The 22,271-nt window shown below is 72.6% G+C and carries 17 protein-coding genes and 3 pseudogenes; 12 read left to right on the forward strand and 8 right to left on the reverse strand.

Annotated elements, in window-relative coordinates; all coding sequences use genetic code 11:
• Window positions 1-18 precede the first annotated feature (18 nt).
• A complete protein-coding gene (locus tag KYY02_RS13620) occupies window positions 19-2,034 on the reverse strand; it encodes an oxidoreductase (protein ID WP_371238179.1) in 2,016 nt (671 codons plus the stop codon).
• Window positions 2,035-2,136: 102 nt separating this feature from the next.
• The gene (locus KYY02_RS13625) at window positions 2,137-2,508 is read right to left on the reverse strand and encodes a hypothetical protein (protein ID WP_371238180.1); all 372 of its coding nucleotides are present in this window, start codon (window positions 2,506-2,508) and stop codon (window positions 2,137-2,139) included.
• A gap of 241 nt (window positions 2,509-2,749) precedes the next feature.
• Between KYY02_RS13625 and KYY02_RS13630 the strand changes: the two genes are divergently transcribed.
• Complete coding sequence (locus KYY02_RS13630) at window positions 2,750-4,819, forward strand: SpoIIE family protein phosphatase (RefSeq protein ID WP_371238181.1); 2,070 nt, start codon at window positions 2,750-2,752, stop codon at window positions 4,817-4,819.
• Between the two features lie 6 nt (window positions 4,820-4,825).
• Here KYY02_RS13630 and KYY02_RS13635 read toward each other — a convergent pair whose 3' ends face one another.
• Window positions 4,826-5,638, reverse strand: coding sequence for a putative protein N(5)-glutamine methyltransferase (locus KYY02_RS13635; RefSeq protein ID WP_371238182.1), 813 nt, complete (start codon window positions 5,636-5,638; stop codon window positions 4,826-4,828).
• A gap of 682 nt (window positions 5,639-6,320) precedes the next feature.
• Between KYY02_RS13635 and KYY02_RS13640 the strand changes: the two genes are divergently transcribed.
• From KYY02_RS13640 to KYY02_RS13650, 3 genes and pseudogenes are all read left to right on the forward strand, one after another.
• Window positions 6,321-6,926 (forward strand): sulfite oxidase-like oxidoreductase, encoded by a 606-nt coding sequence (locus tag KYY02_RS13640; protein WP_371238183.1) that lies wholly within the window; start codon window positions 6,321-6,323, stop codon window positions 6,924-6,926.
• Window positions 6,919-7,716 carry a ferredoxin reductase gene (locus KYY02_RS13645; protein WP_371238184.1) on the forward strand — a complete coding sequence of 266 codons (798 nt, stop codon included), beginning with the start codon at window positions 6,919-6,921 and terminating at the stop codon, window positions 7,714-7,716. The genes KYY02_RS13640 and KYY02_RS13645 overlap by 8 nt, the downstream gene beginning before the upstream one ends.
• Window positions 7,717-8,016: 300 nt before the next feature.
• Window positions 8,017-8,157: pseudogene (locus KYY02_RS13650) on the forward strand (transcriptional regulator); the annotation flags it as partial.
• A gap of 8 nt (window positions 8,158-8,165) precedes the next feature.
• Here the strand turns inward: KYY02_RS13650 and KYY02_RS13655 are convergent.
• Window positions 8,166-8,288, reverse strand: a complete 123-nt coding sequence (locus tag KYY02_RS13655; RefSeq protein ID WP_371238185.1) for a hypothetical protein — start codon at window positions 8,286-8,288, stop codon at window positions 8,166-8,168.
• 648 nt (window positions 8,289-8,936) lie between these two features.
• Between KYY02_RS13655 and KYY02_RS13660 the strand changes: the two genes are divergently transcribed.
• Window positions 8,937-9,905, forward strand: a complete 969-nt coding sequence (locus KYY02_RS13660; RefSeq protein ID WP_371238186.1) for an acetylxylan esterase — start codon at window positions 8,937-8,939, stop codon at window positions 9,903-9,905.
• A gap of 122 nt (window positions 9,906-10,027) precedes the next feature.
• A pseudogene (locus KYY02_RS13665) lies at window positions 10,028-10,540 on the forward strand (GntR family transcriptional regulator); the annotation flags it as partial.
• Window positions 10,541-10,616: 76 nt separating this feature from the next.
• On the opposite strand, the gene KYY02_RS13670 reads toward KYY02_RS13665, so the two are convergent.
• A complete protein-coding gene (locus tag KYY02_RS13670) occupies window positions 10,617-11,345 on the reverse strand; it encodes a class I SAM-dependent methyltransferase (protein ID WP_371238187.1) in 729 nt (242 codons plus the stop codon).
• A gap of 331 nt (window positions 11,346-11,676) precedes the next feature.
• On the opposite strand from KYY02_RS13670, the gene rho reads away from it, so the two are divergent.
• Together rho and KYY02_RS13680 are read left to right on the forward strand one after the other, a co-directional pair.
• Window positions 11,677-12,813 (forward strand): transcription termination factor Rho, encoded by a 1,137-nt coding sequence (gene rho / locus KYY02_RS13675; protein ID WP_371238188.1) that lies wholly within the window; start codon window positions 11,677-11,679, stop codon window positions 12,811-12,813.
• Between the two features lie 91 nt (window positions 12,814-12,904).
• Window positions 12,905-14,056, forward strand: a complete 1,152-nt coding sequence (locus KYY02_RS13680; protein WP_371238189.1) for a D-alanyl-D-alanine carboxypeptidase family protein — start codon at window positions 12,905-12,907, stop codon at window positions 14,054-14,056.
• A gap of 38 nt (window positions 14,057-14,094) precedes the next feature.
• Here the strand turns inward: KYY02_RS13680 and KYY02_RS13685 are convergent, their stop codons facing one another.
• Together KYY02_RS13685 and KYY02_RS13690 are read right to left on the reverse strand one after the other, a co-directional pair.
• Complete coding sequence (locus KYY02_RS13685; RefSeq protein ID WP_371238190.1) at window positions 14,095-15,111, reverse strand: asparaginase; 1,017 nt, start codon at window positions 15,109-15,111, stop codon at window positions 14,095-14,097.
• On the reverse strand, window positions 15,111-15,785 hold the full coding sequence (locus KYY02_RS13690) for a FadR/GntR family transcriptional regulator (protein WP_371238250.1): 675 nt from the start codon (window positions 15,783-15,785) through the stop codon (window positions 15,111-15,113). Before KYY02_RS13690 ends, KYY02_RS13685 begins: the two co-directional genes overlap by 1 nt.
• A 184-nt stretch (window positions 15,786-15,969) precedes the next feature.
• Here KYY02_RS13690 and KYY02_RS13695 point away from each other — a divergent pair.
• The 4 genes and pseudogenes from KYY02_RS13695 to KYY02_RS13710 all read left to right on the forward strand — a co-directional run.
• Window positions 15,970-16,322: pseudogene (locus tag KYY02_RS13695) on the forward strand (transposase); the annotation flags it as partial.
• Window positions 16,323-16,616: 294 nt separating this feature from the next.
• On the forward strand, window positions 16,617-17,606 hold the full coding sequence (locus tag KYY02_RS13700) for a TauD/TfdA family dioxygenase (RefSeq protein ID WP_371238191.1): 990 nt from the start codon (window positions 16,617-16,619) through the stop codon (window positions 17,604-17,606).
• A gap of 55 nt (window positions 17,607-17,661) precedes the next feature.
• Entirely contained in the window at window positions 17,662-18,432 is a 771-nt protein-coding gene (locus KYY02_RS13705) for a TSUP family transporter (protein ID WP_371238192.1), read from the forward strand.
• A 23-nt stretch (window positions 18,433-18,455) separates the two neighbouring features.
• On the forward strand, window positions 18,456-19,409 hold the full coding sequence (locus KYY02_RS13710) for an aspartyl/asparaginyl beta-hydroxylase domain-containing protein (protein ID WP_371238251.1): 954 nt from the start codon (window positions 18,456-18,458) through the stop codon (window positions 19,407-19,409).
• Here KYY02_RS13710 and KYY02_RS13715 read toward each other — a convergent pair.
• A complete protein-coding gene (locus KYY02_RS13715) occupies window positions 19,379-22,096 on the reverse strand; it encodes an ATP-binding protein (RefSeq protein WP_371238193.1) in 2,718 nt (905 codons plus the stop codon). The two genes, KYY02_RS13710 and KYY02_RS13715, sit on opposite strands and share 31 nt — an antisense overlap.
• Window positions 22,097-22,271: the final 175 nt, after the last annotated feature.

Here is a 22,271-nt window from a genome sequence, read left to right on the forward strand (position 1 = left end):
GGACGGGCCGCGCCCGGCCTACAGCGCCGCCGCCAGCTCGGTGCCCTGCTTGATGGCGCGCTTGGCGTCCAGCTCGGCGGCCACGTCGGCGCCGCCGATCAGGTGGACGGGCCGTCCGGCGGCGACCAGTTCCTCGTACAGGTCGCGGCGCGGTTCCTGGCCGGTGCACAGGACGACCGTGTCGACCTCCAGGACAGTGCTCTCGCCGTCGACGGTGACGTGCAGTCCGGCGTCGTCGATCCGGTCGTAGCGCACGCCCGGGACCATGGTGACGCCGCGGTGCCTGAGTTCGGTGCGGTGGATCCAGCCGGTGGTCCTGCCGAGGCCGGCGCCGACCTTGGAGGCCTTGCGCTGCAGCAGGTGGACGGTGCGCGGCGGGGCGGGGCGCTCGGGTACGGCGAGGCCGCCGGGGGCGCGGTGGTCGAGGTCGACGCCCCACCGACGGAAGTACGTCTCGGGGTTCTCGTGCGCCTTGTCGCCGCCGTCGGTGAGGAACTCGGCGACGTCGAAGCCGATGCCGCCCGCGCCGAGGATCGCGACCCGGTCGCCGACGGGGGCGCCGTCGCGGAGCACGTCGAGATAGCCGAGGACGCTCCTGTGGTCGACGCCGGGGATGTCGGGGACGCGCGGGGTGACGCCGGTGGCGACGACGACCTCGTCGTGGCCGGCCACGTCCCCGGCGGTGACGCGCGTGTCGAGACGCACGTCCACGGCCAGTTCGGCGAGCCGGGTGCGGAAGTAGCGCAGGGTCTCGTCGAACTCCTGCTTGCCGGGGACCTTGCGGGCCACGTTGAGCTGGCCGCCGATCTCGCTCGCGGCGTCGAACAGGGTGACGTGGTGGCCGCGTTCGGCGGCGCTCACCGCGCAGGCGAGGCCGGCCGGGCCGGCGCCGACGACCGCGACGCGCCTGCGGCGGCGGGTCGGGGACAGCACGAGCTCGGTCTCGTGGCAGGCGCGCGGGTTGACCAGGCAGGAGGTGATCTGCCCGCTGAAGGTGTGGTCGAGGCAGGCCTGGTTGCAGCCGATGCAGGTGTTGATCGCCTCGGGGCGGCCGTCGGCGGCCTTGGCGACGAAGTCGGGGTCGGCGAGCATCGGGCGGGCCATCGACACCATGTCGGCGCAGCCCTCGGCGAGCACCTGCTCGGCGAGCTCGGGGGTGTTGATGCGGTTGGTGGTGACCAGCGGCACCGTCACCTCGCCCATGAGGCGCTTGGTCACCCAGGTGTACGCGCCACGGGGAACGGAGGTGGCGATGGTGGGGATGCGGGCCTCGTGCCAGCCGATGCCGGTGTTGATGATCGTCGCTCCGGCCGTCTCGACGGCCTTGGCGAGGGTGATCACCTCGTCCAGGATGGAGCCGCCGGGCACGAGGTCGAGCATGGAGAGCCGGTAGACGACGATGAAGTCCTCACCGACCGCCTCGCGCACCCGGCGGACGATCTCGACGGGGAAGCGCATGCGGTTCTCGTAGGAGCCGCCCCAGCGGTCGGTGCGGTGGTTGGTCTGCGTGGCGATGAACTCGTTGATCAGGTAGCCCTCGGAGCCCATGATCTCGACGCCGTCGTAGCCGGCCCGTCGGGCGAGTCGGGCGGCGCGGGCGTAGTCGTCGACGGTGCGCTCGACCTCGGCGTCGGTCAGCTCGCGGGGCGGGAAGGGGCTGATCGGCGCCTGGACGGGACTGGGGGCGACCAGGTCCCGGTGGTAGGCGTACCGGCCGAAGTGCAGGATCTGCATCGCGATGCGCCCGCCCTCGCGGTGCACCGCGTCGGTGACGGTCCGGTGCTGCTGCGCCTCGGCCTCGGTGGTGAGCTTCGCGCCGCCCTCGTAGGGCCGCCCCTCGTCGTTGGGGGCGATGCCGCCGGTGACGATGAGGCCGACCCCGCCGCGGGCGCGGGCGGCGTAGAACTCGGCCATACGGGAGAAGCCCCCCTCGGCCTCCTCCAGGCCCACGTGCATGGAGCCCATGAGGACCCGGTTGGGCAGGGTGGTGAAGCCCAGGTCGAGGGGGGTCAACAGGTGGGGGTAACGGGTCATCGGGCCCTCCGTGCGCGGTGTCGTGCCTGTAGTTGTAAGGCACGCGCACCGCCTTATGCAACTAGTTGCATAAGAGACGGAGGGCACATCGGGCCGGGAACGTCACCGGCTTTCGAGACGTACGTGCAACTCCTTCTCCTGGTCGCCGGGGACCGTGCTCAGGTCGTGCACCGTGAACAGGGAGTCCAGCGTCGTACGGAACCGGTCGATCGCCCAGTAGCCGCCCTGCAGGTCGGCGTCGACCGACGAGGCCAGCCGGGCCCCGGGCCGGGCGCCCTCGTGCGCGTCGGCGACGTCGAAGGTGCTGAGCCACACCGTCGGGCGGGTCTCGGAGAACTCCTCCGGTACGTCGTCGGAGCACCGGTCGGACGCGAAGCACGCGCACAGCGTGTCGAACACGATCCGGGCGTCGTCCTTGCTGCATCCGCTGATCTCGACCGAGACGAATTCCGGGTGCGGTCGCTCGCTGCCCATCGTGATCGCTCCTCTCGTGGCCCACGCCGTCCCCGCCCCCCACTCAGCAAAGCACCACCCGTCGAAGAGCACTACTCGCGCGCCGCTGCCGCGGTGACGGCCGCGCGGGGCGCCCGGCCCGATGGTGGGAGAAGCTGGCACCGGACGGCAGGAGCGGCGGAAAATGGGCCTCGCGCGGTAGAAACAAGGGTGTCGGCGCGGTGCGGACGTGCCGTGGAGATCGGTGAAGGCGGGGCGTGCGATGAGTGCAGTGGGGTCACCCCCGGCCGACGGCGACGGGCCGGTGCGTCCCAGCGGGCTGCTCGATGTGCTGCGGGTGGCCTCGGTGGTGCTGGACACCGAGGGACGGATCGTGCTGTGGAGCCCCCAGGCCGAGGAACTGTTCGGGTACGGCGCCCAGGAGGCGCTGGGCCGGTACGCCGCCCGGATCATGGTGCACGAGCAGCACCTGGACCTCGTGGTGGATCTGTTCGCCGACGTCATGCGCACCGGACGGAGCTGGGCCGGGGCCTTCCCCATCCGGCGCAAGGACGGCAGCACCCGGTTGGTGGAGTTCCGCAACATGCGTCTGCTGGACGACCGGGGGAACGTCTACGCCCTCGGTCTCGCGGTGGACCAGACGACGGCGCGCCGGCTGGAGCAGGACGTGGCCCTGTCCACCCGGATCGTCGCCCAGTCCCCCCTGGGGCTGGCCGTGCTGGACACCGATCTGCGCTACGTCTCGGTGAATCCGGCGCTGGAGCGGATCAACGGCGTCCCGGCCGAGGAGCATCTGAACCGCAGGGTCCGGGATGTGCTGCCGCTGGTGGACGCCGAGGCGCTCGAGGCCGCCGCGCGCGAGGTCCTCGAGACCGGCCGGCCCGTCGTCGACCGGTCCATGACCGGCCGCACCCCGGCCGATCCGGACGAGGACCACGTCTGGTCGTTCTCGCTGTACCGCCTGGAGAACGCGCTCGGCACGGTGCTGGGCGTGGCCGTGTCGGTGGTGGACGTCACCGAGCCGTACCGGGCGAACGCCGAGGCGGAGACCGCACGGCGGCGGCTCGCCGTGATCGTCGACGCCACCGCCCGGATCGGCACCACCCTGGACCTGGACCGTACGGCCGGCGAGCTCGCCGACGTGGCCGTGCCGGAGCTGGCCGACGCGGCGGCGGTGGATCTGCTGGACGCGGTGGTGCGGGGCCGCCGCAGCGCCCTCGGCCCCACCGAGCCGGCGGTGATCCGGGCGCTGGCGGTGCGCGTGGTGGACGCGGCCGAGGTGCTGGCGGCGGCCGACCCGCCGGGCCGGGTGACCCGGTACGCCCCGGACCGGCTGATCACCGAGTGCGTGCGCACCGGGCTGCCGGTGATGGTGCCGCAGGTGAAGGACGAGGACCTGGCGCGGATCGCCCGCTCCCCGGAGGCGGCCGCGCTGCTGGCGCGCGCGGGTGCCCACTCGTACCTGGCAGTGCCGCTGATCGCGCGCGGGGAGGTGCTGGGCGCCCTCGACCTCCTGCGCATGCGCAATCCCGTGCCGTTCGGCGAGGACGACCTGCTGCTCGCGCGGGAACTGGCCTCCCGCGCGGCCGTGCAGATCGACAACGCCCGCTGGTACCAGAACGCCCGCGACACCGCCCTCACCCTGCAGCGCAGCCTGCTGCCGAGCCATCCACCCCTCACCGGGGGCCTCGAGGTCGCCTCCCGCTACCAGCCGGCGGGCGCCACCAGCGAGGTCGGCGGCGACTGGTTCGACGTGATCCCGCTGGAGGACGGCAAGACGGCCCTCGTCGTGGGGGACGTGATGGGCAGTGGCATCCCCGCGGCGGCCGCCATGGGCCGGCTGCGCACGGCGACCCACACCCTCGCCTCCCTCGGCCTCGATCCGGCCGTCCTCCTGGAGCACCTGGACCGGATCACCGATGGCCTGGACCAGGCGATCGCCACCTGTGTCTACGCCGTCCACGATCCCCGCGAGCGGCGCTGCACGATCGCCAACGCCGGACACCTGCCGCCGGCCCGGGTGCGGGCCGGCCACGCCCCCGAGCTGCTCGACCTGCCCACCGGCGTGCCGCTGGGGGTGGGCGGGGTCGCCTTCTCCACGACCACCGTCGAACTGGAACCGGGCGACCTGCTGGTGCTCTACACCGACGGTCTGGTCGAGACGCGCCGGGATCCGCTGGACGAGCGTCTGGACCGGCTGCTGGCCCTGCTGGACCACCCCGGCGACTCCCTGGAGGAGGTCTGCGACCTGCTCCTGCGCACCCTGCACGAGCCCGACAACTTCGACGACGTGGCCCTGCTCATCGCCCGTGCGACGGCGCCGGCCCCCTGAGCGGTCCTACGCCGGCCGCACACCGATCACGACATGGGCGTACCACTCGTCGGAGGCGGCCAGGCGGGTGCGCAGGCCGGCTGCGGTGAAGGCGTCGACGGCGGCGGGGGCCTGCCGGCTGCTGGTCTCCACCAGCAGGCAGCCGTCCGGAGCGAGCCATCCGGGCGCCCCGGCGGCGACCCTGCGCAGCACGTCGAGGCCGTCCGCGCCGCCGTCGAGCGCGACCAGGGGCTCGTGGTCGCGGGCCTCCGGGGGCAGCAGACCGATCTCGTCGCTGGGCACGTAGGGCACATTGGCCGCGAGGATGTCGACGCGTCCCCGCAGCGCGCCGGGGAGCGCCTCGAACAGGTCGCCGGTGTGGACCCGGCCGCCGAGTGCGGCGACGTTACGGCGGGCGCAGCGCACGGCGGCCGGGTCGATGTCGGCGGCGTGCAGCTCGACCGCGCCGAGCGCGGCGGCCAGAGCCGCGCCGACGGCGCCGGAGCCGCAGCACAGGTCCACGACGACGGACGCGTCCGGCGCCTGGGCGATCGCCTGTTCGACGAGGAACTCGGTGCGGCGGCGGGGCACGAAGACACCGGGTGCCACGCTGATGCGCCGGCCGTGGAACCCGGCCCAGCCGACGACGAGTTCCAGGGGCAGTCCGGCCGCCCGGCGCTCGGCCATCGGGGCGATGTCCCGGGGGGTGGGTGCGGCGGCGAGGATCAACTCGGCCTCGTCCTCGGCGAAGACGCAACCGGCGGCGCGGAGGGCGGTCACGACGGCGTCCCGGGACGGGGACGGCGGGACGACGGAGAAGGAGAGGGGCGGGGGCGGCATGTGCGGCAAGAGCCTGGGCCTTTCGGGAGCCGAAGGGCGCTCTCGCGGTCACCTACTGCCGGTGGTCCGCATCGCTTCGAGGTGAGAGCACCCGACCTGACACAGCGGTGATGGGTCTCACCTCCTCGACGTCCTGCGGCCGGCGGGATTCACAGCCGGACGGCCACATTACCCGAGGATCACCGCCGCCGTACGGTGCTTTCGGGGGCCGGGGCCGCGAAGGGGGTACGCGCGCGGGTGGACGCGGCCGGGGCGGCCGACGCGGGATGACGGTCCTCGCCCGCCGTGCCCGCGTGCCGGCCCGGCGTACGCGCCCCGGGCCGGCGCCCGTGGCGTGCACGCCGCTCGGGCGGCCGGCAATGAGCGGTGACCGGCGGCGAGCGGCTGCCGTCGGGCCGTCGCCCCGGTCGCCCACCGCGCGCCGGACGGGTCGGCGGTGGGCCGCCGGACGACCGCGCCGGAGCGGTACGGCCCGGTCGGGCGGCTCCCGGGCCCGGAGCGCCACCGGATGCGGACGGTGCGGCCGACGGCGGACGTGCGGCCCCCGGGGGCGCCTCGCGGACCGGCCCGCGAGGGACCACGTGACCGGCCTGACCGGCCCGGCACCGCGTCGGCCGCGGACACCGCGTACGGTTGAACACGAAAAAGCTTGAGCACCAGTCGCAACGGAATCGCCGATCACGTGAACATCACCCGAGGCTTCACCGGCCGTCCTCGCGTGCACAACCCCGGACTGCCGCCGGGCCAGTACGACGCGGGCGACGAATGGCCCGTCCTGTCCGCCGAGGTCACGCCCGACCTCACGCCCGCCGACTGGACCTTCCGGATCGACGGGCTGGTGACGGAGCCCCGCACCTGGGACTGGGAGCAGGCGCACGCGCTGCCGGCCTCGGCCTACGAGGGGGCCATCCACTGTGTGACGAGCTGGTCGAAGTTCGGGGTGCGGTTCGGCGGCGTCTCGCTGGACGCGTTCCTCCATATGGTCCGGCCCCATGAGTCAGCCACGCATGTGGTCGCGTACGCGCACACCGGCTACACCGCCAGCCTGCCGCTCGCGGATGTGACCGGCGGCCGGGCCTGGATCGCCTGGGAGTACGACGGACGCCCGCTGCCCCCCGAGCACGGCGGTCCGGCGCGGCTGATCGTGCCGCACCTGTACTTCTGGAAGAGCGTCAAGTGGATCGCGGGACTGCGGCTCCTCGACCACGACGAGCCGGGCTTCTGGGAGGGCAACGGCTACCACACGCGCGGCAACCCCTGGGAGGAGCAGCGGTACTCCGGTGACTGAGCGGACGACAGCGACGACACGGACCCCACCGGGCGCCCCGGAGCGCTTCGCCCCGCCGACACGGTTCGCGGTGCCCGGACGGATCGGCGTGAGCGAGCGGACCGCGTCCGTGTGGCGGACGGCGACCCTGACGGAGATCCGCCACGAGACTCCGCGGGCGACGACCTTCCGGTTCGCGGTGCCCGGCTGGCCGGGGCACGTGCCCGGCCAGCACCTGCTGCTGCGGCTGACCGCCGAGGACGGCTACGTGGCCCAGCGCCACTACTCGATCGCGTCGGCACCCGACGACTCCGGGCACATCGAGCTGACCCTGGACCGTGTCGAGGGCGGCGAGGTCTCGGGCTGGTTCCACACGGTGGCCCGCCCCGGTGACCGGGTCGAGCTGCGCGGCCCGCTCAGCGGCTTCTTCGCCTGGCCGGGCGACCGGCCCGCGCTGCTGGTGGGCGCCGGCTCCGGCGTGGTCCCGCTGATGTCGATGGTGCGGCACCACCGGGCCCGGGACATGAGGCTGCCGCTGCGGCTGCTGGTGTCGGCGCGCGGGCCCGAGGACCTGATCTACGCACGCGAGTACGGCGCGGAGACCACTCCGGTGTTCACGCGCAGCGCCCCGGAGGGTGTGCCCGTGGGACGTATGACCGCCGCACATGTGGCGCCGCTCCTGGCGAAGCAGCCTCCTGGTGGATGGGAGGCCTATGTGTGCGGCTCCAACTCCTTCGCGGAGCACGCCTCCAGGTTGCTGGTGGCGGCCGGTCAGCCCGTGGAGCGGATCCGCATCGAGCGCTTCGGCTGACCGGGCGCCCCGCTCGCCTGGTCCTGAACGCCGCCGGGCCGGCGCCGGCCGCCGCCCGGGTTCCGTCGCCGGGCGGTTCCGGGACCCGCCCGGCGGCCGGCGCGAGCACGGCGCCCCGGACGAGGACGCCGCCGTGCTCTTCCCGCCGCGTCGCGTGGACCCGCGCCGGCCGGGCCGCTGCGGTTCCCTCGCCACCGCTCCTGCGGACGGGGCCCGCGCGGCGCCGGTCGACGCGCCGGGTCCGGCGGCGGGGAAGTCGCGGAGGGCCTGCCTCGGAGGCCGGGGCGGCGGTCCCGGACCGCCCGCGCCCTGGACAAGGCGGGTTTCGCGATCATCGCCACGGGGTTGCAGCACTGCCTGACCGATGCGGACATGGCCGCTTCCGGGGACCGGGAGCAGATGCGCGCCCGGCTGGAGAAGCTGTTCCTCTCCCTGGCCTGAGCGCCGTCTCACGTCACCGCGTCGGCGAGCACGAAGGCGGCCACGGCCGGCAGGAGGGACGCGAGGACGCGTTGCGGTATGTGCCCGGGAGTGACGAGTGCGCGCAGCACCACGCCTTCGTCCGCCGTCACGGGATCGCCGTCGCAGACCTGGGGGCGGACGAAGGGCGCGTGGGCCGCGGCCGCACCGGACAGGAGGTGCCGGTCGCCCGGGCGAGCTCCAGGCCGCCGGTGACGTAGTCGTTGTGCGCATGATTCTTCGCCACACAGGCGATGCGCACCCCGCGGCGACGACGACCTGGCCGATGTCCCCGCGGCGGGTCGACGACCACCGCCGACCGGGGTCCGCCGACCGGACATCCCCGGTTGCCCAGGCCCTCGGACTCCAGGATGTCGACGAAGGACACGCCTGCGACCCCTCTTGAACGATGTACCCCCGGAGGTACTGAACACTCGCCTTGACGGTGACACCCAGGGGGTGTTCCGTCGTCGGGCGGCGCCCCGGCGGGGCGCCGCCCGACGTCCCGCGAGCCCCTGGCAAGGCAGGGGGAACCAGTCGCTCCGCACCGTTCGGGAGCACCCGCGTCCTACGGCCGCACCGTCCGCACCGCCGCCGAACGCACTGCGGAACCCGAGCGGACGCTCCCTGCGGACACCCTCGAGAGCAATCGCTTTCCACGCCCACCACCTGGGACTTTCCCCAGAACCTCTGGCGATGGCGCCGGTGATCCACGTACGGTGTCATCGCTTCGCACTGTCTCTTCACGAAGGCGGTCCCTGATGGCCCTGTTCGACCTCCCCCTCGACGAACTGCGCGAGTACCGCAGCGCGTCCACCGCGCCCGAGGACTTCGACGCGTTCTGGTCCAAGACGCTCGAGGAGGCACGCGCGTACGACCTGGACGCCCGTTTCGAGCCGGTCGACACGGGACTGTCCACGGTGCGGGTCTTCGACGTGACGTTCGCCGGGTTCGGCGGTCATCCCGTCAAGGGCTGGCTGACCCTGCCCGCCGACGCCGGGGCCCCGCTGCCGCTGGTGGTGGAGTTCATCGGTTACGGCGGCGGCCGCGGGCTGCCCCACGAGCACCTGCTGTGGGCGTCCACGGGCCGGGCCCACTTCGTGATGGACACCCGGGGTCAGGGCAGCGCCTGGGGCGCCGGCGGCGGCACGGCGGATCCGGTGGGCGGCGCTCCCGCCTACCCCGGTTTCATGACGCGCGGCATCGACGCCCCCGAGAACTACTACTACCGCCGGGTGTTCACGGACGCCGTACGCGCGGTGGAGGCGGCGCGCTCGCACCCGCTGACCGACGCGAGCCGCACGGTCGCCGTGGGCGCCAGCCAGGGCGGGGGCATCACCATCGCGGTCGGCGGCCTGGTCCCGGACCTGGCCGGCATCGCGCCGGACGTGCCGTTCCTCTGCGACTTCCCCCGCGCGACCACACTCACCGACCGGCAGCCGTACCGGGAGATCGGCTCCTACCTCAAGACGCACCGCGGCCGCTTCGAGGACGCGTTGCGCACGCTGTCCTACTTCGACGGCGTGCACTTCGCCGCCCGCGGCAGCGCGCCCGCACTGTTCTCGGCGGCCCTGGAGGACCAGACCTGCCCGCCCTCGACGGTGTTCGGGGCCTTCAACGCCTGGGCGCACGACGACAAGGCGATCGAGGTGTACGACTTCAACGACCACGAGGGCGGGGGCGCGTTCCAGGAGGTGGCCAAGCTGCGCTGGATGCGCTCGTACATCTGAGGGGACCGTACGGTTCCGGCCGGACCGCCGGACCACCCTTCCCTGTGGTGCAGACCAGTGCCGGATGTGGTGGCGCAACGAGCTCGCGCGGCCACGGACCGCCATCAACAGGATGGCGCGGCATGGCCCGCACCACCCCGCACGACCGCTCGCTCACCGGGGGAAGCCGCTCCACCGGAGGATCACGAGGGAGTCGCTCGGCGAACTGCGCGACGGAGCGGTTCCGCCGGGCGAACGCCTCTCGGCGAGCGGCGGTTGGCCGAGCACTTCGAGGTCAGCAGGGAGACCGTAGGGCAGGCGCTGCGAATGCTGCGCCGTGACGGACCGGTCACCACCGACCGGTGGGGCAGCCACGCCGCGCTGCCCGGCCTGCCGGCGGGGACGCCTGCGTCGTCCGGCTTCCCGACCGGCGCACGGTGCTCCGGCCGGGGGGCGGTGGTCAGGGCCACCGTGGCCTGGGAGGGGCCCCGCCGCCCGGGCACGCCGAGGTCCTGGGAGCGGCCCCGGCCCGGCCGACGCCGGTGCACCGCTGCTGGTCCGCGTCGGCCGACGGGCGGGAAGTGCGGGCGGCGGTGGCATCGTTTTCCGCGGTGGCGCTCGCGGAGGTCGGGGGACTGGGCCGCCACCGCGACCGGGGCCCGTGCCGCCATGGCCCTGCACACCGAACAGGCCACGGGCCGGGGCGCCCGCCCGCCGGCCGTTCCCGGCCCGTCACGCCTCCGTCCGCTCGGCGACGACCAACCGGACCTTCGGGCTGTCGTCCCGGCGCCGTCCGAACTCGGTCAGCGCCCACAGCTCCACCCGGAATCCGGCGCGGTTCAGTTCCCGCCGCATGTCGCCGAAGCGGAAGGCGCGGTAGTACATGACGAACGACGGGCGCCAGACGGCGTTGCGCACCCGCATCACGGCGTCGAACCCCAGCAGCATCCCGTAGGTGAGGGAGCCCGGCCGAGGCGGCGCGACCACGGGGAAGACGAAGCGTCCGCCCGGTCGCAGCACCGAGTGGACCTGCGCGAACAGCACCGGCACCTCACGGGGCAGGAAGTGCCCGAACGCGCCGAAGCTGGCCACGAGGTCGAACACCGGCCCGAACGGCAGCGCCCGCGCGTCCGCCCGCACCCAGTTCACCGGTGGCCCCGGCGGCCGGACGCGCTGCCGCGCGACGGAGAGCATGCCGGCGCTGAAGTCGACCCCGGTGACGCTCTCCCGGCACACCTGGCTCAGTACGTCGACGCCCGCGCCGGTGCCGCAGCACAGATCGAGGCCGGTGTCGAAGGGACCCGTCCGCCGCAGTGCGGAGGCGGTGGCGTCGAGCACCGAGTCGGGCGTACGGAAGGGGGTGTGGTCGAACTTCGGTGCGAGGAGGTCGTAGCCGCGCTCGACGGACGACAGCACCTGAGCGGCGAGTTCACGCAGACGGGGGCCTTCGGGGCTGAACACCGGATCAGCCTAGAGGAGACCCCGGCCACATGGCGGCTCCGCACACCACCACCGAGTGGTAGAGTGCAAACGGCACATCCAGCACGCCCCCGTTCGGGCGTCGGCGCCTTTTCTTCCACGCGTTTCGCGTTCTCTTCGGTCCACCGATCCGCCCGTCGTCTCCGACCGGCGCACGGCATTCCCGCACCACCTCGTCGGCAGGGTCTTCCCGCCGTGACCGGGGTGCTGTTCTCCGCCGCCCGCAGGCGCGTGTCCGCCCTCCCCGCGCGGCCCCTCTCCTTTTCCCTCCCCCGTACGTCCCCGTCCGTCGTCCGCGAAAGGACCGGCCTCCATGACCACCACCCTCGTATCCCCTCCCGTACGGCAGCGGCCCCAGCTCGTCACCGGTGTCCTGGACATCGACGCGACCGGGAAAGGGCGCCTGCGCGCCGAGAACTGCCTGCCCTCCCCCTCCGGCCCGTCCGTCTCTCCTGCGCTGCTGCGCCGCCACGGTCTGCGCAGGGGCGACCTCGTGGAAGGCGTGCGCGGCGACCGGGACGGCCTGACCGAGGTCACCCGCGTCGAGGGCCGCGCACCCGACGCGCCGCACACCCGGCGGCACTTCCGCGATCTTACGCCGCTCCACCCCTGCCAGCGGCTGCGCCTGGAGCATCCGGCGTCCGGATTGGCCGGGCGGGTCGTCGACCTGCTGGCGCCGGTCGGCAAGGGGCAGCGCGGGCTGCTCGTGGCGCCGCCCAAGGCCGGGAAGACCGTCCTCCTCCAGCAGCTCGCGGCGGCCGTCGCAGGCAACCACCCCGAGTGCCGGCTGATGGTGGTGCTGCTCGACGAACGCCCCGAGGAGGTCACCGACATGCGGCGCTCGGTGCGCGGCGAGGTGTACGCCTCGACCTTCGACCGGCCCGCCAAGGAGCACATCGCGCTCGCCGAGCTGGTCGTCGAGCGGGCCAAGCGGCTCGTCGAGGCGGGCGAGGACGTCGTCGTGCTCCTCGACTCGCTGACCCGGCTGTGCCGGGCGTACAACAACGCGGCCGCGTCCGGCGGCCGCACCCTCAGCGGCGGTGTCGACGCCTCCGCGCTGCTCGGGCCCAAGCGGTTCTTCGGCGCCGCCCGCCAGGCCGAGGAGGGCGGCTCGCTCACGATTCTCGCCTCGGCCCTGGTGGAGACCGGCTCCCGCGCCGACGAGCTCTGTTTCGAGGAGCTCAAAGGCACCGGCAACATGGAGTTCCGGCTGAACCGCGAGGCCGCCGCACGCCGGCTGTTCCCCGCCGCCGACATCACGGGATCGGGCACCCGCCGTGAGGAACTGCTGCTTGCCCCGGTCGAGTTGGCCGCCGCCCGGGGACTGCGGCGCGTGCTGCGGTCGCGGGACGGGCTGACCGATCTGGAGACGCTGCTGAGCCGGATGCGCGAGACCCCCGACAACGCGACGTTCCTGCGGCGCGTCCGGCCGACCCTGCCGGACGGCTGACACGGCACCGGCGTGCGGCATCCGGGTGCTCGCGGGCGGTCCCCGGCCGGGGCAACGCGGTGTTCCGGGGGGCCATTCCTACGTTTGCGGTATGACTATCGGATTTACTTCGCGGGTTGCCGTGTCGACCTGTGTGCTCTGCACGGCGCATCTGCTGGTGTCCGCGCCCGCCGCGGCGATTGCCGGCGTGGACCCCGGGCCACGGGCCGCGGCGCTGCTGTACCGGCCCGGCACGCACGTCCGCCCGCACCCCGGGGCCCCCGGGGTCCCTGCCCCGTCCGCCCTGTCGTGGCTGGTCGCCGACGCCCGCACCGGCGACGTCCTGGCGGCGCACGACGCGCACCGCCGACTGCCGCCGGCCAGTACGCTCAAGACGCTGTTCGCACTCACCGTGCTGCCGACCCTGCCGGCCGGCATCCGGCACCGGGTGAGCGAGGAGGAGCTGGCGGGCATCGGCCCCGGCAGCAGCCTCGTCGGGGTCGCCGAGGACCGTGCGTACCAGGTGTCCGACCTGTGGAACGGGGTCTTCCTCAGCTCCGGCAACGACGCCGTGCGGGTCCTGGCCGAGCTCAGCGGGGGCTGGCGGGCCACGGCCGAGCGGATGCAGACCAAGGCCCGCGCCCTGGGCGCCCGCGACACCCGGGTGAAGTCGCCCGACGGCTACGACACACCCGGCCAGGTGTCGTCGGCGTACGACCTGGCGGTGTTCGGCCGCGCCGGGCTGCGCAACCGCGAGTTCGCGCGGTACTGCGCCCGCCACGAGGCGCGGTTCCCGGCCCGCGACGGCGGCTCCTACGGGATCGTGAACACCAACCGGCTGCTCACCGGCGCGGACGGCGTCGATCCCTACCCGGGGCTGATCGGTATCAAGAACGGCTACACCAGCAACGCCGGTCACACCCTCGTGGCCGCGGCGCGCCGAGGCGGCCGCACCCTCGTGGTGACGGTCATGAACCCCCGGTCGGGCGGCGGCCACGCGGTGTACGAGGAGGCCCGCGCACTGCTGGACTGGGGCTTCGAGGCGTCCGGGCACGTGACTCCGGTGGGCTCCCTGGACGCCCTGCGGCCCGCCCCGTTGCGCGGCCCGGAAGCGGATCCCGCCCCCGTCCCGGCGTCCCGGGGGGACGGGGTCCCGGCCCGCCCCCTCCCCTGGACCATCGCCGGCGCCGCCTTCCTGGGCGCCGCGGCGGTGTCCCTGTACCTACTCCTCCGGTGGGGTCCGGTACCGACGGGCCGGCGGTGACGGGAGCGCCCCCGAGGGGATGCGGGGAACCCTCCGCGTCACCCCCGGGCCTGGGCGGGCAGCGAGGACAGCGCGGGGACCGGCCGCACCTCCCCCACCGGCCGCCCGCCCCCGAGCAGCACCTCTCCCCCGAACTCCGCGAGCGCCGACGGATCCACTCCCGCCCGCGCGAGCGCCCCCGCGGCCACCGGAACACGCGCCCTCCCCGCCCCGTCGGCGATCTTCACGGCGATCGCCCGCCCGTCCGGCAGCGCGGCGACCTGCACGCCCTCGAACCCGTCCTTGGCGAGCAGCCCGGGAACCGCCCGCATCAGCGCGGCGACGTCCCGGCCGGACCCGGAGGCCAGCTCCGCGTGCTCCCGCATCGCGTCGGCGACGCGCGCCTCCGGCGTACCGGACGCGGCGGTGGTGATCCGCGCGGCGGCGCGGGCGAGACCGTGCAGGGAGACCGCGAACAACGGCGCGCCGCAGCCGTCGACGGTGACCGTGGCGACGCGCTGCCCGGTGAGGTCCTCGACGATCTCGGCGATCGCCTGCTGGAGAGGGTGGGCGGGGTCGAGGTAGTCGTCGAGGGACCAGCCGTTCAGCCTGGCCGTGTACAGCATGGCGGCGTGCTTGCCGGAGCAGTTCTGGGCGAGCCGGGACGGCGGGCGGCCCTCGCGCACCCAGGTGTCCCGGACGACCGGGTCGAACGGCAGGTCAGGGACGTTGCGGAGGTCGGCCTCGGTCAGCCCGGCGAGTTCCAGGACGCGCCGGACTCCGGCGAGGTGGCGTTCCTCGCCGGAGTGGCTGGCCGCGGCGAGCGACAGCAGCCCGCCGTCGAGCGGGAGCCCCGCGCGGACCATCGCCACCGCCTGGACGGGCTTGAGCGCGGAGCGCGGGTAGCAGGCGGCCTCGATGTCGCCGAGCCGGAACCGGACCTCTCCGTCGGGACCGAGGACGACGACGGAGCCGTAGTGGACGCCTTCGACGATCCCGCCGCGTATCAGATGGGCGACGGGGGCGTGGAGGGGCTCGCGGATCAGGGGTGCGTCCGCGGGGGGACTGCTGTACATCACACTGCCTGGTGGGAGTCGTGGGCCGGCGTGCGCGCGGGGCGCACGATGGCGGCGAGGGTCGTCTCGACGCGGTCGAGGTGGTGGGTCATGGCCTCGACGGCGTCACGCTCGGAGCCGTCGGTCAGAGCCCGGACGATCGCCCGGTGTTCGCGGTCGGACTGTTCACGGCGTCCGCCGAGTTCGTTGAGGAAGGCGGACTGGCGGGCCAGCGCGTCCCGGATCTCCTCGATGACCCGGCGGAACACCGGGTTCCGGGCCGCTTCGGCCACGGTGAGGTGGAAGAGGGTGTCCATCGCGACCCACGCCGTGGTGTCGGTCTCCCGCTCCATCCGGTCCAGCAGGTGGGTCAGCCGGTCCAGGTCGTCCGGGGTGCGGCGCCGGGCCGCGTAGCCGGCGACCGGGACCTCGATGTGCCGGCGCACCTCGAGCAGGTCGCCGGCCGCGTAGTCGCCGAAGGTGGGATCCCCCACGGCGTCGGCGACGACGAAGGTGCCCTTGCCTGTCCTGGACACGGTCAGACCCATGGTCTGCAGGGCCCGCAACGCCTCGCGCAGCACGGGCCGGGAGACCTCGAGGGTACGGCACAGCTCCGTCTCGGAGGGCAGCTTGCCACCGATCGGGTACTCGCCGCGCTCGATGGCGCCGCGGAGGTGGGAGAGCACCGCTTCCATCGCGCTGACGCGCCGCGGGCCCCCTCCACCTGTCTGGCTGTCTGACAGGTTCACGGGACCGATGGTGCGCGGGCGGCACGGGCGCTGTCAAGCGGAGGGTCAGTGCAGGGATGGGGCCGGCCGCACCTCCCGTCGGGGGCCGACGGGATCTCCTCTCCGGGGCCCACGTCATTCCGCGCCGGGGCGGATCTGGCGGACCTTCGGCCTCGAACCACACCTGGTGGACACCTTCAAGCTGTCCAGGGACCCGCGGTTCACCGAAAGGGTCCGCGACGTGGTCGGCCTGTACCTGGACCCGCCCGAGCGGGCCGTCGTCCTGTACCTGGACGAGAAGTCGCAGATCCAGGCACTGGACCGGTCGGCGCCGTGCTGCCGGGCACACCCGCGCGCCGCACCCACGATCACCTGCGCGGCGGCGTGACGATCTTGTTCGCCGCCCTGAACGCGGCCACCGGCGAGGTCATCTCCTCGCCGCACCGCCGGCACCGCACGGTGGAGTTCAGGAAGCTCCTGGCCAAGCCGGACAAGGAGGTCCCCGACCATGGTGAGGACGGCCGCATCTCCATGCCGGCTCGAGGACCGTCGCCGCGAGCGATACCCCGACTGCTGCCAGGCGTACGGGAGGGAGTGGATCGCCGCTCATGACGCGGAGAAGGCTGCGGGTGATCGCAACCGGCCTGATCGCCGCGTACCGGAGCGCCTTAAGCCCCCGAAGCGCGAACTGTGCAGGCGTCTACGCATGCTCCTGACAGAGATCTGACACCCGATCGGCACCCGTCCTTCCTAGTGTGTTGCACCTGGTCAGCGCAACCCTCGACGCAGGAGCCGACGATGCACACTTTCGCACAGACAGGCCACCACCTCGCCGAAGCCGATGCCCGGACGATGTGGGAACTGGCCAGGCGTGCCGCAGAGCGGCGGGGCGAGCAGAGCTCCGGGCCGAACGTGAACGACTTGCTGCTGGACATTCCCTCGGACTTACGCGCCCAGCTCATCGAGTTCTCCACCGGCGGCTCGCGCGAGGGCTTCTTCCTCATACGCGGCCTGCCGGTGGGCGACCTTCCGGCCACGCCCAGCGAGCACCGGACGGGCGGACTTGCCGATCACGGCACCGCGGGTCTGCTCACGCTCGTCGCCGACCTGCTCGGCACCCTCATCGGGTACGAGGACGAGAAGAGCGGCACGCTGATTCACGAGGTCCACCCCGTCCGGGGCGAGGAACAGCGCATCGAGAACAGCGGATCGGTCGCCTTCGACTTCCACACGGAGAACGTCCACCACCCGCTGCGTCCCGACTTCCTGGGGCTGCTCTGTCTGCGCCAGGATCACGAGGGGGTCGCCGCGACCCGTGTCGCATCCGTCCGCGAAGCGTACGGACTACTGCCCACGGCCTACCAGGAAATCCTGCGCCGACCCGTTTTCCGCAGTGCGTACCCGACCTCCTTCGCCCGCAACATCCGCGGCCCTCGGCCCTCCTCCGGCCTGCACCCGGTCCTGTTCGGCCACGAGCCCGACCTGTTCATGCGGTTCAACTCGCACACCACCACCAGCGAGGAACCCCTGGCCGTGGCCGCGTCGAAGGCGCTGGCCGAGGCGCTGGAACAGGTCTGCCACGAGATAGTGCTCTCCCCTGGCGACCTGGTCGTCGTCGACAACCACATCGCCGCGCACGGCCGGGCCGGCTTCACCCCACGGTTTGACGGGCAGGACCGTTGGCTACGGCGCTGCTACTCGCTGCGCTCGATGCCCCGCTGGGCGGAGCGGATGATGTCCCGTCCCCGTGTCGTCCCCGCGCTGACCGACATCACCGGAGTTCTGTGATCATTGGCGCACTCTTCCTCAAGTCGGACACGCCGGACGACATGAAAGGACCGGGGTGGACCCGGAGACAGCTGCCATCCGTCCAGGTTTCGCAGCCGCGGCCGGCCGGGTGGACGCAGTGGCAGGAGACGGCGGGCTGGTCCTCGTACCCGCGCTGCTCATGGCGTTCCCCACCCTGCCACCCGCCATCGCGCTGGGCACCACCAAACTGACAGTGATCACGGAAACCAGCGTGACCGCAATTACCTACGCGCGGCGCGCCGGGCTGGACCCGTACATCGCGCTGCCCGCAGCCGGTCTCGCGATTTCCCTCGCCGGGATCGGAGCTGCGGCGGCCTCCAGCCTGCCGGCCGACCGGTTCCGGTCTCTGATCATGGCCCTGCTCATCGGAGTGGCAGCGTTCGTGACGCCACGCCCCGGTCCCGGGTCCGTGATCGAGGACGCTGACGTTGTCAGCAAGCGGCGGAAGCTGACGGCTGTTTCCCTCCCAGGCTGCGGCATCGGCTTCCACGACGGCGTGTTCGGGCCCGGTACCGGAACCCTCCTCGTCATGAGCTTCACGGGCTTGCTGCCCATGGAGCTTCTCCATTCGTCGGCGGTGGCGAAGGCTGTGAACGCCGGGAGGGACATCGGCGCGCTCACGGTCTTCGCTGTGCAAGGACACATCCTGTGGCCCCTGGGCGCCGGGACGGCCGTCTGCAACATCGCGGGTGCCGCTCTCAGAGCCCGGACCGCGCTGAAGCGGGGTTCTCGTTTCGTCCGTGGCGTTCTGCTCGTGGTCGTCGGCGCGCTGGTGATCAAGCTCGCCGACGACCGGTGGGGATGAGGGTGATGCGCGAGACACCACTGATGTACTCCGCCCAGGGGCAGTCCCTTCCCAGCGCCGTCGAGCTGGGTCTGGTGTGCGACCCTCGCCTGTTGCGTGCCGAACTCGGTGCGTTGCGTACGGCGGGTGCCCCGCTGGCCGTGGCTGAGGGACGCAGGGTTCTCGCCCTGCACAGCCCCGGAGGTGATCCTGGGCGCACCGACCCAGGCGGGCCCGGCCTGCGGGGGTTCGCCCCGACGTGCTGGCTTGAACATGCGCCGCTGCTCGCCGGGATCCTCCGGTCCCTGCCGGCTCCGTTGCGATCCGTGCGCTTGGTGGCACTGGCCCCGGGAGCCGTGCTCACGAAGCTTCAGACGGCGAAGATCGGACCGCCCTGGGGCCTGTGCCGGCTGCATCTGCCTCTGGTCGGCGGCGCTGAGTCCCGGGTCGTCTTCATCGACGACAAAAGTCACTGGCAGCCCGGCTCGCTGTGGTTCGCGGCCTCCTGGAGGCAGCACGCTCTGGTCAACCACACGGATGAGGAACTGGTCCATATGGTGATCGACCTGCACCATACGGCGGCCCTTGCCGGGCTGTTTCCCACGGACCTCCAGGCCTGCCTGCGCGCGCCTTTCGTGCTCGAACGGCGTCCCGCCGTCTGTCTCGACCCGGCTGAACTTCACCACTACATCTGCCGATTCCCGCTGCCGGAGGCATTTACCAACTGGGAGAATCCCGGGCACTTCCTGCCGCGCGACGCACTGCGGAACGTTGTTCCCGCCGAGATCGTGACGCACCGGAGCACTCTGCGGCTGCTGGTGGCGGGGCGGCCCTTCTGCACTCTGGAACACCTGGGGGACGGTGAGTTCCGCATGTGCGGGTGGAGCGAGGAGCGGACCTTGCGGGTTCGGGCGGGAGCTGCGGGCCCGGCAGCGGTGGTGGTGGAGGCGCGAGAAGGCGCATACTTCTACCGGGTCTCCCTGGCCACTGAGGTGTAATCGGACAGCTCCGCCAACGCGGCGGTGAAGCGCATGAGCTGTGCCGGGGCCCCGATCCGGTGGCACAGAGCCGCTCCCTCCATCAGCAACGCCTCGGCCTCGGCAAGCCTGGCCTCCGTGCGGTGCGCGGAGGCCAGGACCAGTAACACCTCCAGTTCCAGGAGCGGGTCCTGGATTTCGTGCGCGAGCGTCCGGGCGGCCTCGAGGTGATCACGTCCTTGAGCGGTGCGGCCGGAGCGCACATCCACCGTGCCCAGTCCGAGCATGGCCACGCACGAACCGCTGAGGTCTCCGAGGTGCGTGGTCGCTTCCCATGCGCTGGCGTACAGTTCCCGGGCCCGGTCGAGATCACCACGGACTGCGGTCAGGTCGGCCCTGGCCAGCCGCACCTGCGCCGAGCTACGCCCCTGAAAGGATGCGGCCAGTCGCTCCGCCTCCCGCAGTGCCACGTCTGCTTCGTCGTATGCTCCCAGCTCGAGGTGGGTCTGGGACGTCCAGCGCAGCACCTGGGTCTGGGCCTCCAGGTCGCCTGCCTCCACCAGCGCGGGAAGGCATTCGCGCCAGCGTGTCAAGGCCTTCTTCGCACGCCCCAGGAGGCGATCCGCGCTGGCCGCCTTCCGCAGCGCCAGGGCGTGCCCGTGCCGCTCGCCGACCTCGGCGAACAGCCGGGCGGACCGCTCCAGCAGAGGCATGGCCACGTGACAGTGGCGCCGGGTCAGGTGCATGTCGCCAAGCCCGAGGAGCAGCGCGGCCTCTCCCCTGCGGTTGCCCTGGCGGCGTACGGCGGCCAGGGCAACCTCATGCGTACGCTGCCAGTCGTCGAAGTGGAACCGCATGCTGAACAGGCAGCGGGCGGTTGCCGCCAGGTCCCACGCGAGCTCGTCGTAGTCGTGCTCGGCCGCTTGTGCGCACAGCGTGGTGAGAATGGTGCGGTTCTGCTCATACCAGCCCAGCGGATCGACGATGGCGTACCGAAGGACGTCCGTGGCGGTCACCAGCCGCACGTCCAGCGCGTGTACCACGGTGAAGTCGCCGCCGCACACCTCACGGTGGGCCAGATCGGTCAGGGCCAACGCGGTGGCGGTGGCTCTGCGCAGGGCCTCGGTCCGCTCTCCGTTCGGCTCACCGTCCGCAAGACATTCCCAGGCGAACAACCGGACGAGGTCGTGCAAGCGGTAGCGCACGTCACTGCTGCCAGGGGGACTGACCACGTCCACAAGGCGGGCGTCGAGGAGTTCCTCCAGAACGTCTTCGGCCCTCCACAGTGCCTCGCCCAGGAGGGGCTCGCACACCCATTCGGCGAAGTCGGCGGTCCCCAGCAGCGCCAGCCTGCGGAACAGCCGCCGTGCTCGCGGGCTCAGCCCCTGGTGGGAGAGCTCCAAGGTGCTACGGACCTCAAGTCCTTCGTGGGTGAGTTCATCGAGCCGTCGGCGTTCGTCGGCCAGCCGGTCCGCTGCCCTGCGCAACGGCCAATGTGGCCGGGAGACCAGTTTCGCGCCCACGATGCGCACCGCCAGCGGAAGCCCTCCGCAGTAGTGGAGCAGCTCGCTCACCACGTCGGGCTCGGCCGCCAGCCGTTCCTCACCCACCAGGCGGCCGAGGAGGGCTCCGGCCTGACTGGGCTCCAGTACGTCCAGTTCCAGGATGCGGGCGTTGGGGACGGTCGTCAGTCTGATCCTGCTGGTGACGAGGACGGCGCAACTGCCCGAACCAGGGAGCAGAGGCGTGATCTGCCGAGCGTCGCCGGCGTTGTCCAGGAGGAGGAGTATCCGGCGGCCGGCAAGGCGACTCCGCAGCAGCGCGGCGCGTTCGTCGAGGGAGTCAGGCACGGCGGAACCGGACAGTCCGAGTTCTCGCAAGAACCGGCCGACCGCCTCATGGGCCGAGACCGGGCTCTTGCTCATGCCGCCGAGGTTGACGTACAGCTGGCCGTCGGTGAACACCTTGCGCAGTTGATGGGCCGCGTGCACGGCGAGGGTGGTCTTCCCTGTGCCACCGGGACCCACGACGATGGCCACGGGGACGGTGGTGCCGCTGGGAATAAGGACCGTGCGGAGGAAGGCGACCTCCTCTTCGCGGCCCGCGAACTCCTCGACGTCGCCGGGGAGCTGACTGGGTATGCGGGCCGTGCTGTTCTCAGGCGTCGGAGCCGTGCCCTTCCGTACCGGAGCGGGTCCGTCCGGAACGGTTCCAGGGCTCCGCGCGGGGACGGACGCGGCGGGCGGGCGCGCACCGGTGTCCCGCAGCTCACCGCCACTGGTGAGTACTAGTTGAAAGGCTCGCCGCAGGTCCTCCCCCGGCGGAACTCCCAGCTCGCGGTCGAGGAGGTCCGCCGTGTCCTGGTAAAGCTGGAAGGCGTCAGCCTGCCGGCCGGATTCCGACAGGGCCCGCATCAGCTGGGCCCGCGGCCGCTCCAACAGGGGGTACTGCGCGACGAAGGGGAACAGTTCGGTGATGACCTCCTCGTACAGCCCCAGCCGGAGCTGGAGGTTGGAGCACTGCTCGCGCAGGGCGAAGTACTCCTCCTCCAGCCGACGAATCTCCGGCTGCCACACCTGACAGGTCAGGTCGGCCAGGACCGGTCCGCGCCACAGGACGATCGCCGATTTGAGCAAGGACAGGGCGGAGTGCTCCTTCCCGGCGTCGAGGTGGGCCCGGGATTCAGCCTGGAGAGCGCGGAATTCCATGGAGTCGACACTGACTCGATCTCCGGTCATCAATTCGTATCCTGGTCGTCGCGTGGCGACGACATCGAATCCAACTCCACCTCGCCGGAAAATCCGGCGAAGCACTGAGACGCTCGCGGCGATCTGATTCGCAGGATCTGCAGGAATATCCGATCCCCAGACGCTTTCCGTAAGG

The sequence above is a fragment of the Streptomyces pimonensis genome (assembly GCF_041380215.1).
Classification (GTDB): Bacteria; Actinomycetota; Actinomycetes; order Streptomycetales; family Streptomycetaceae; genus Streptomyces; species Streptomyces pimonensis.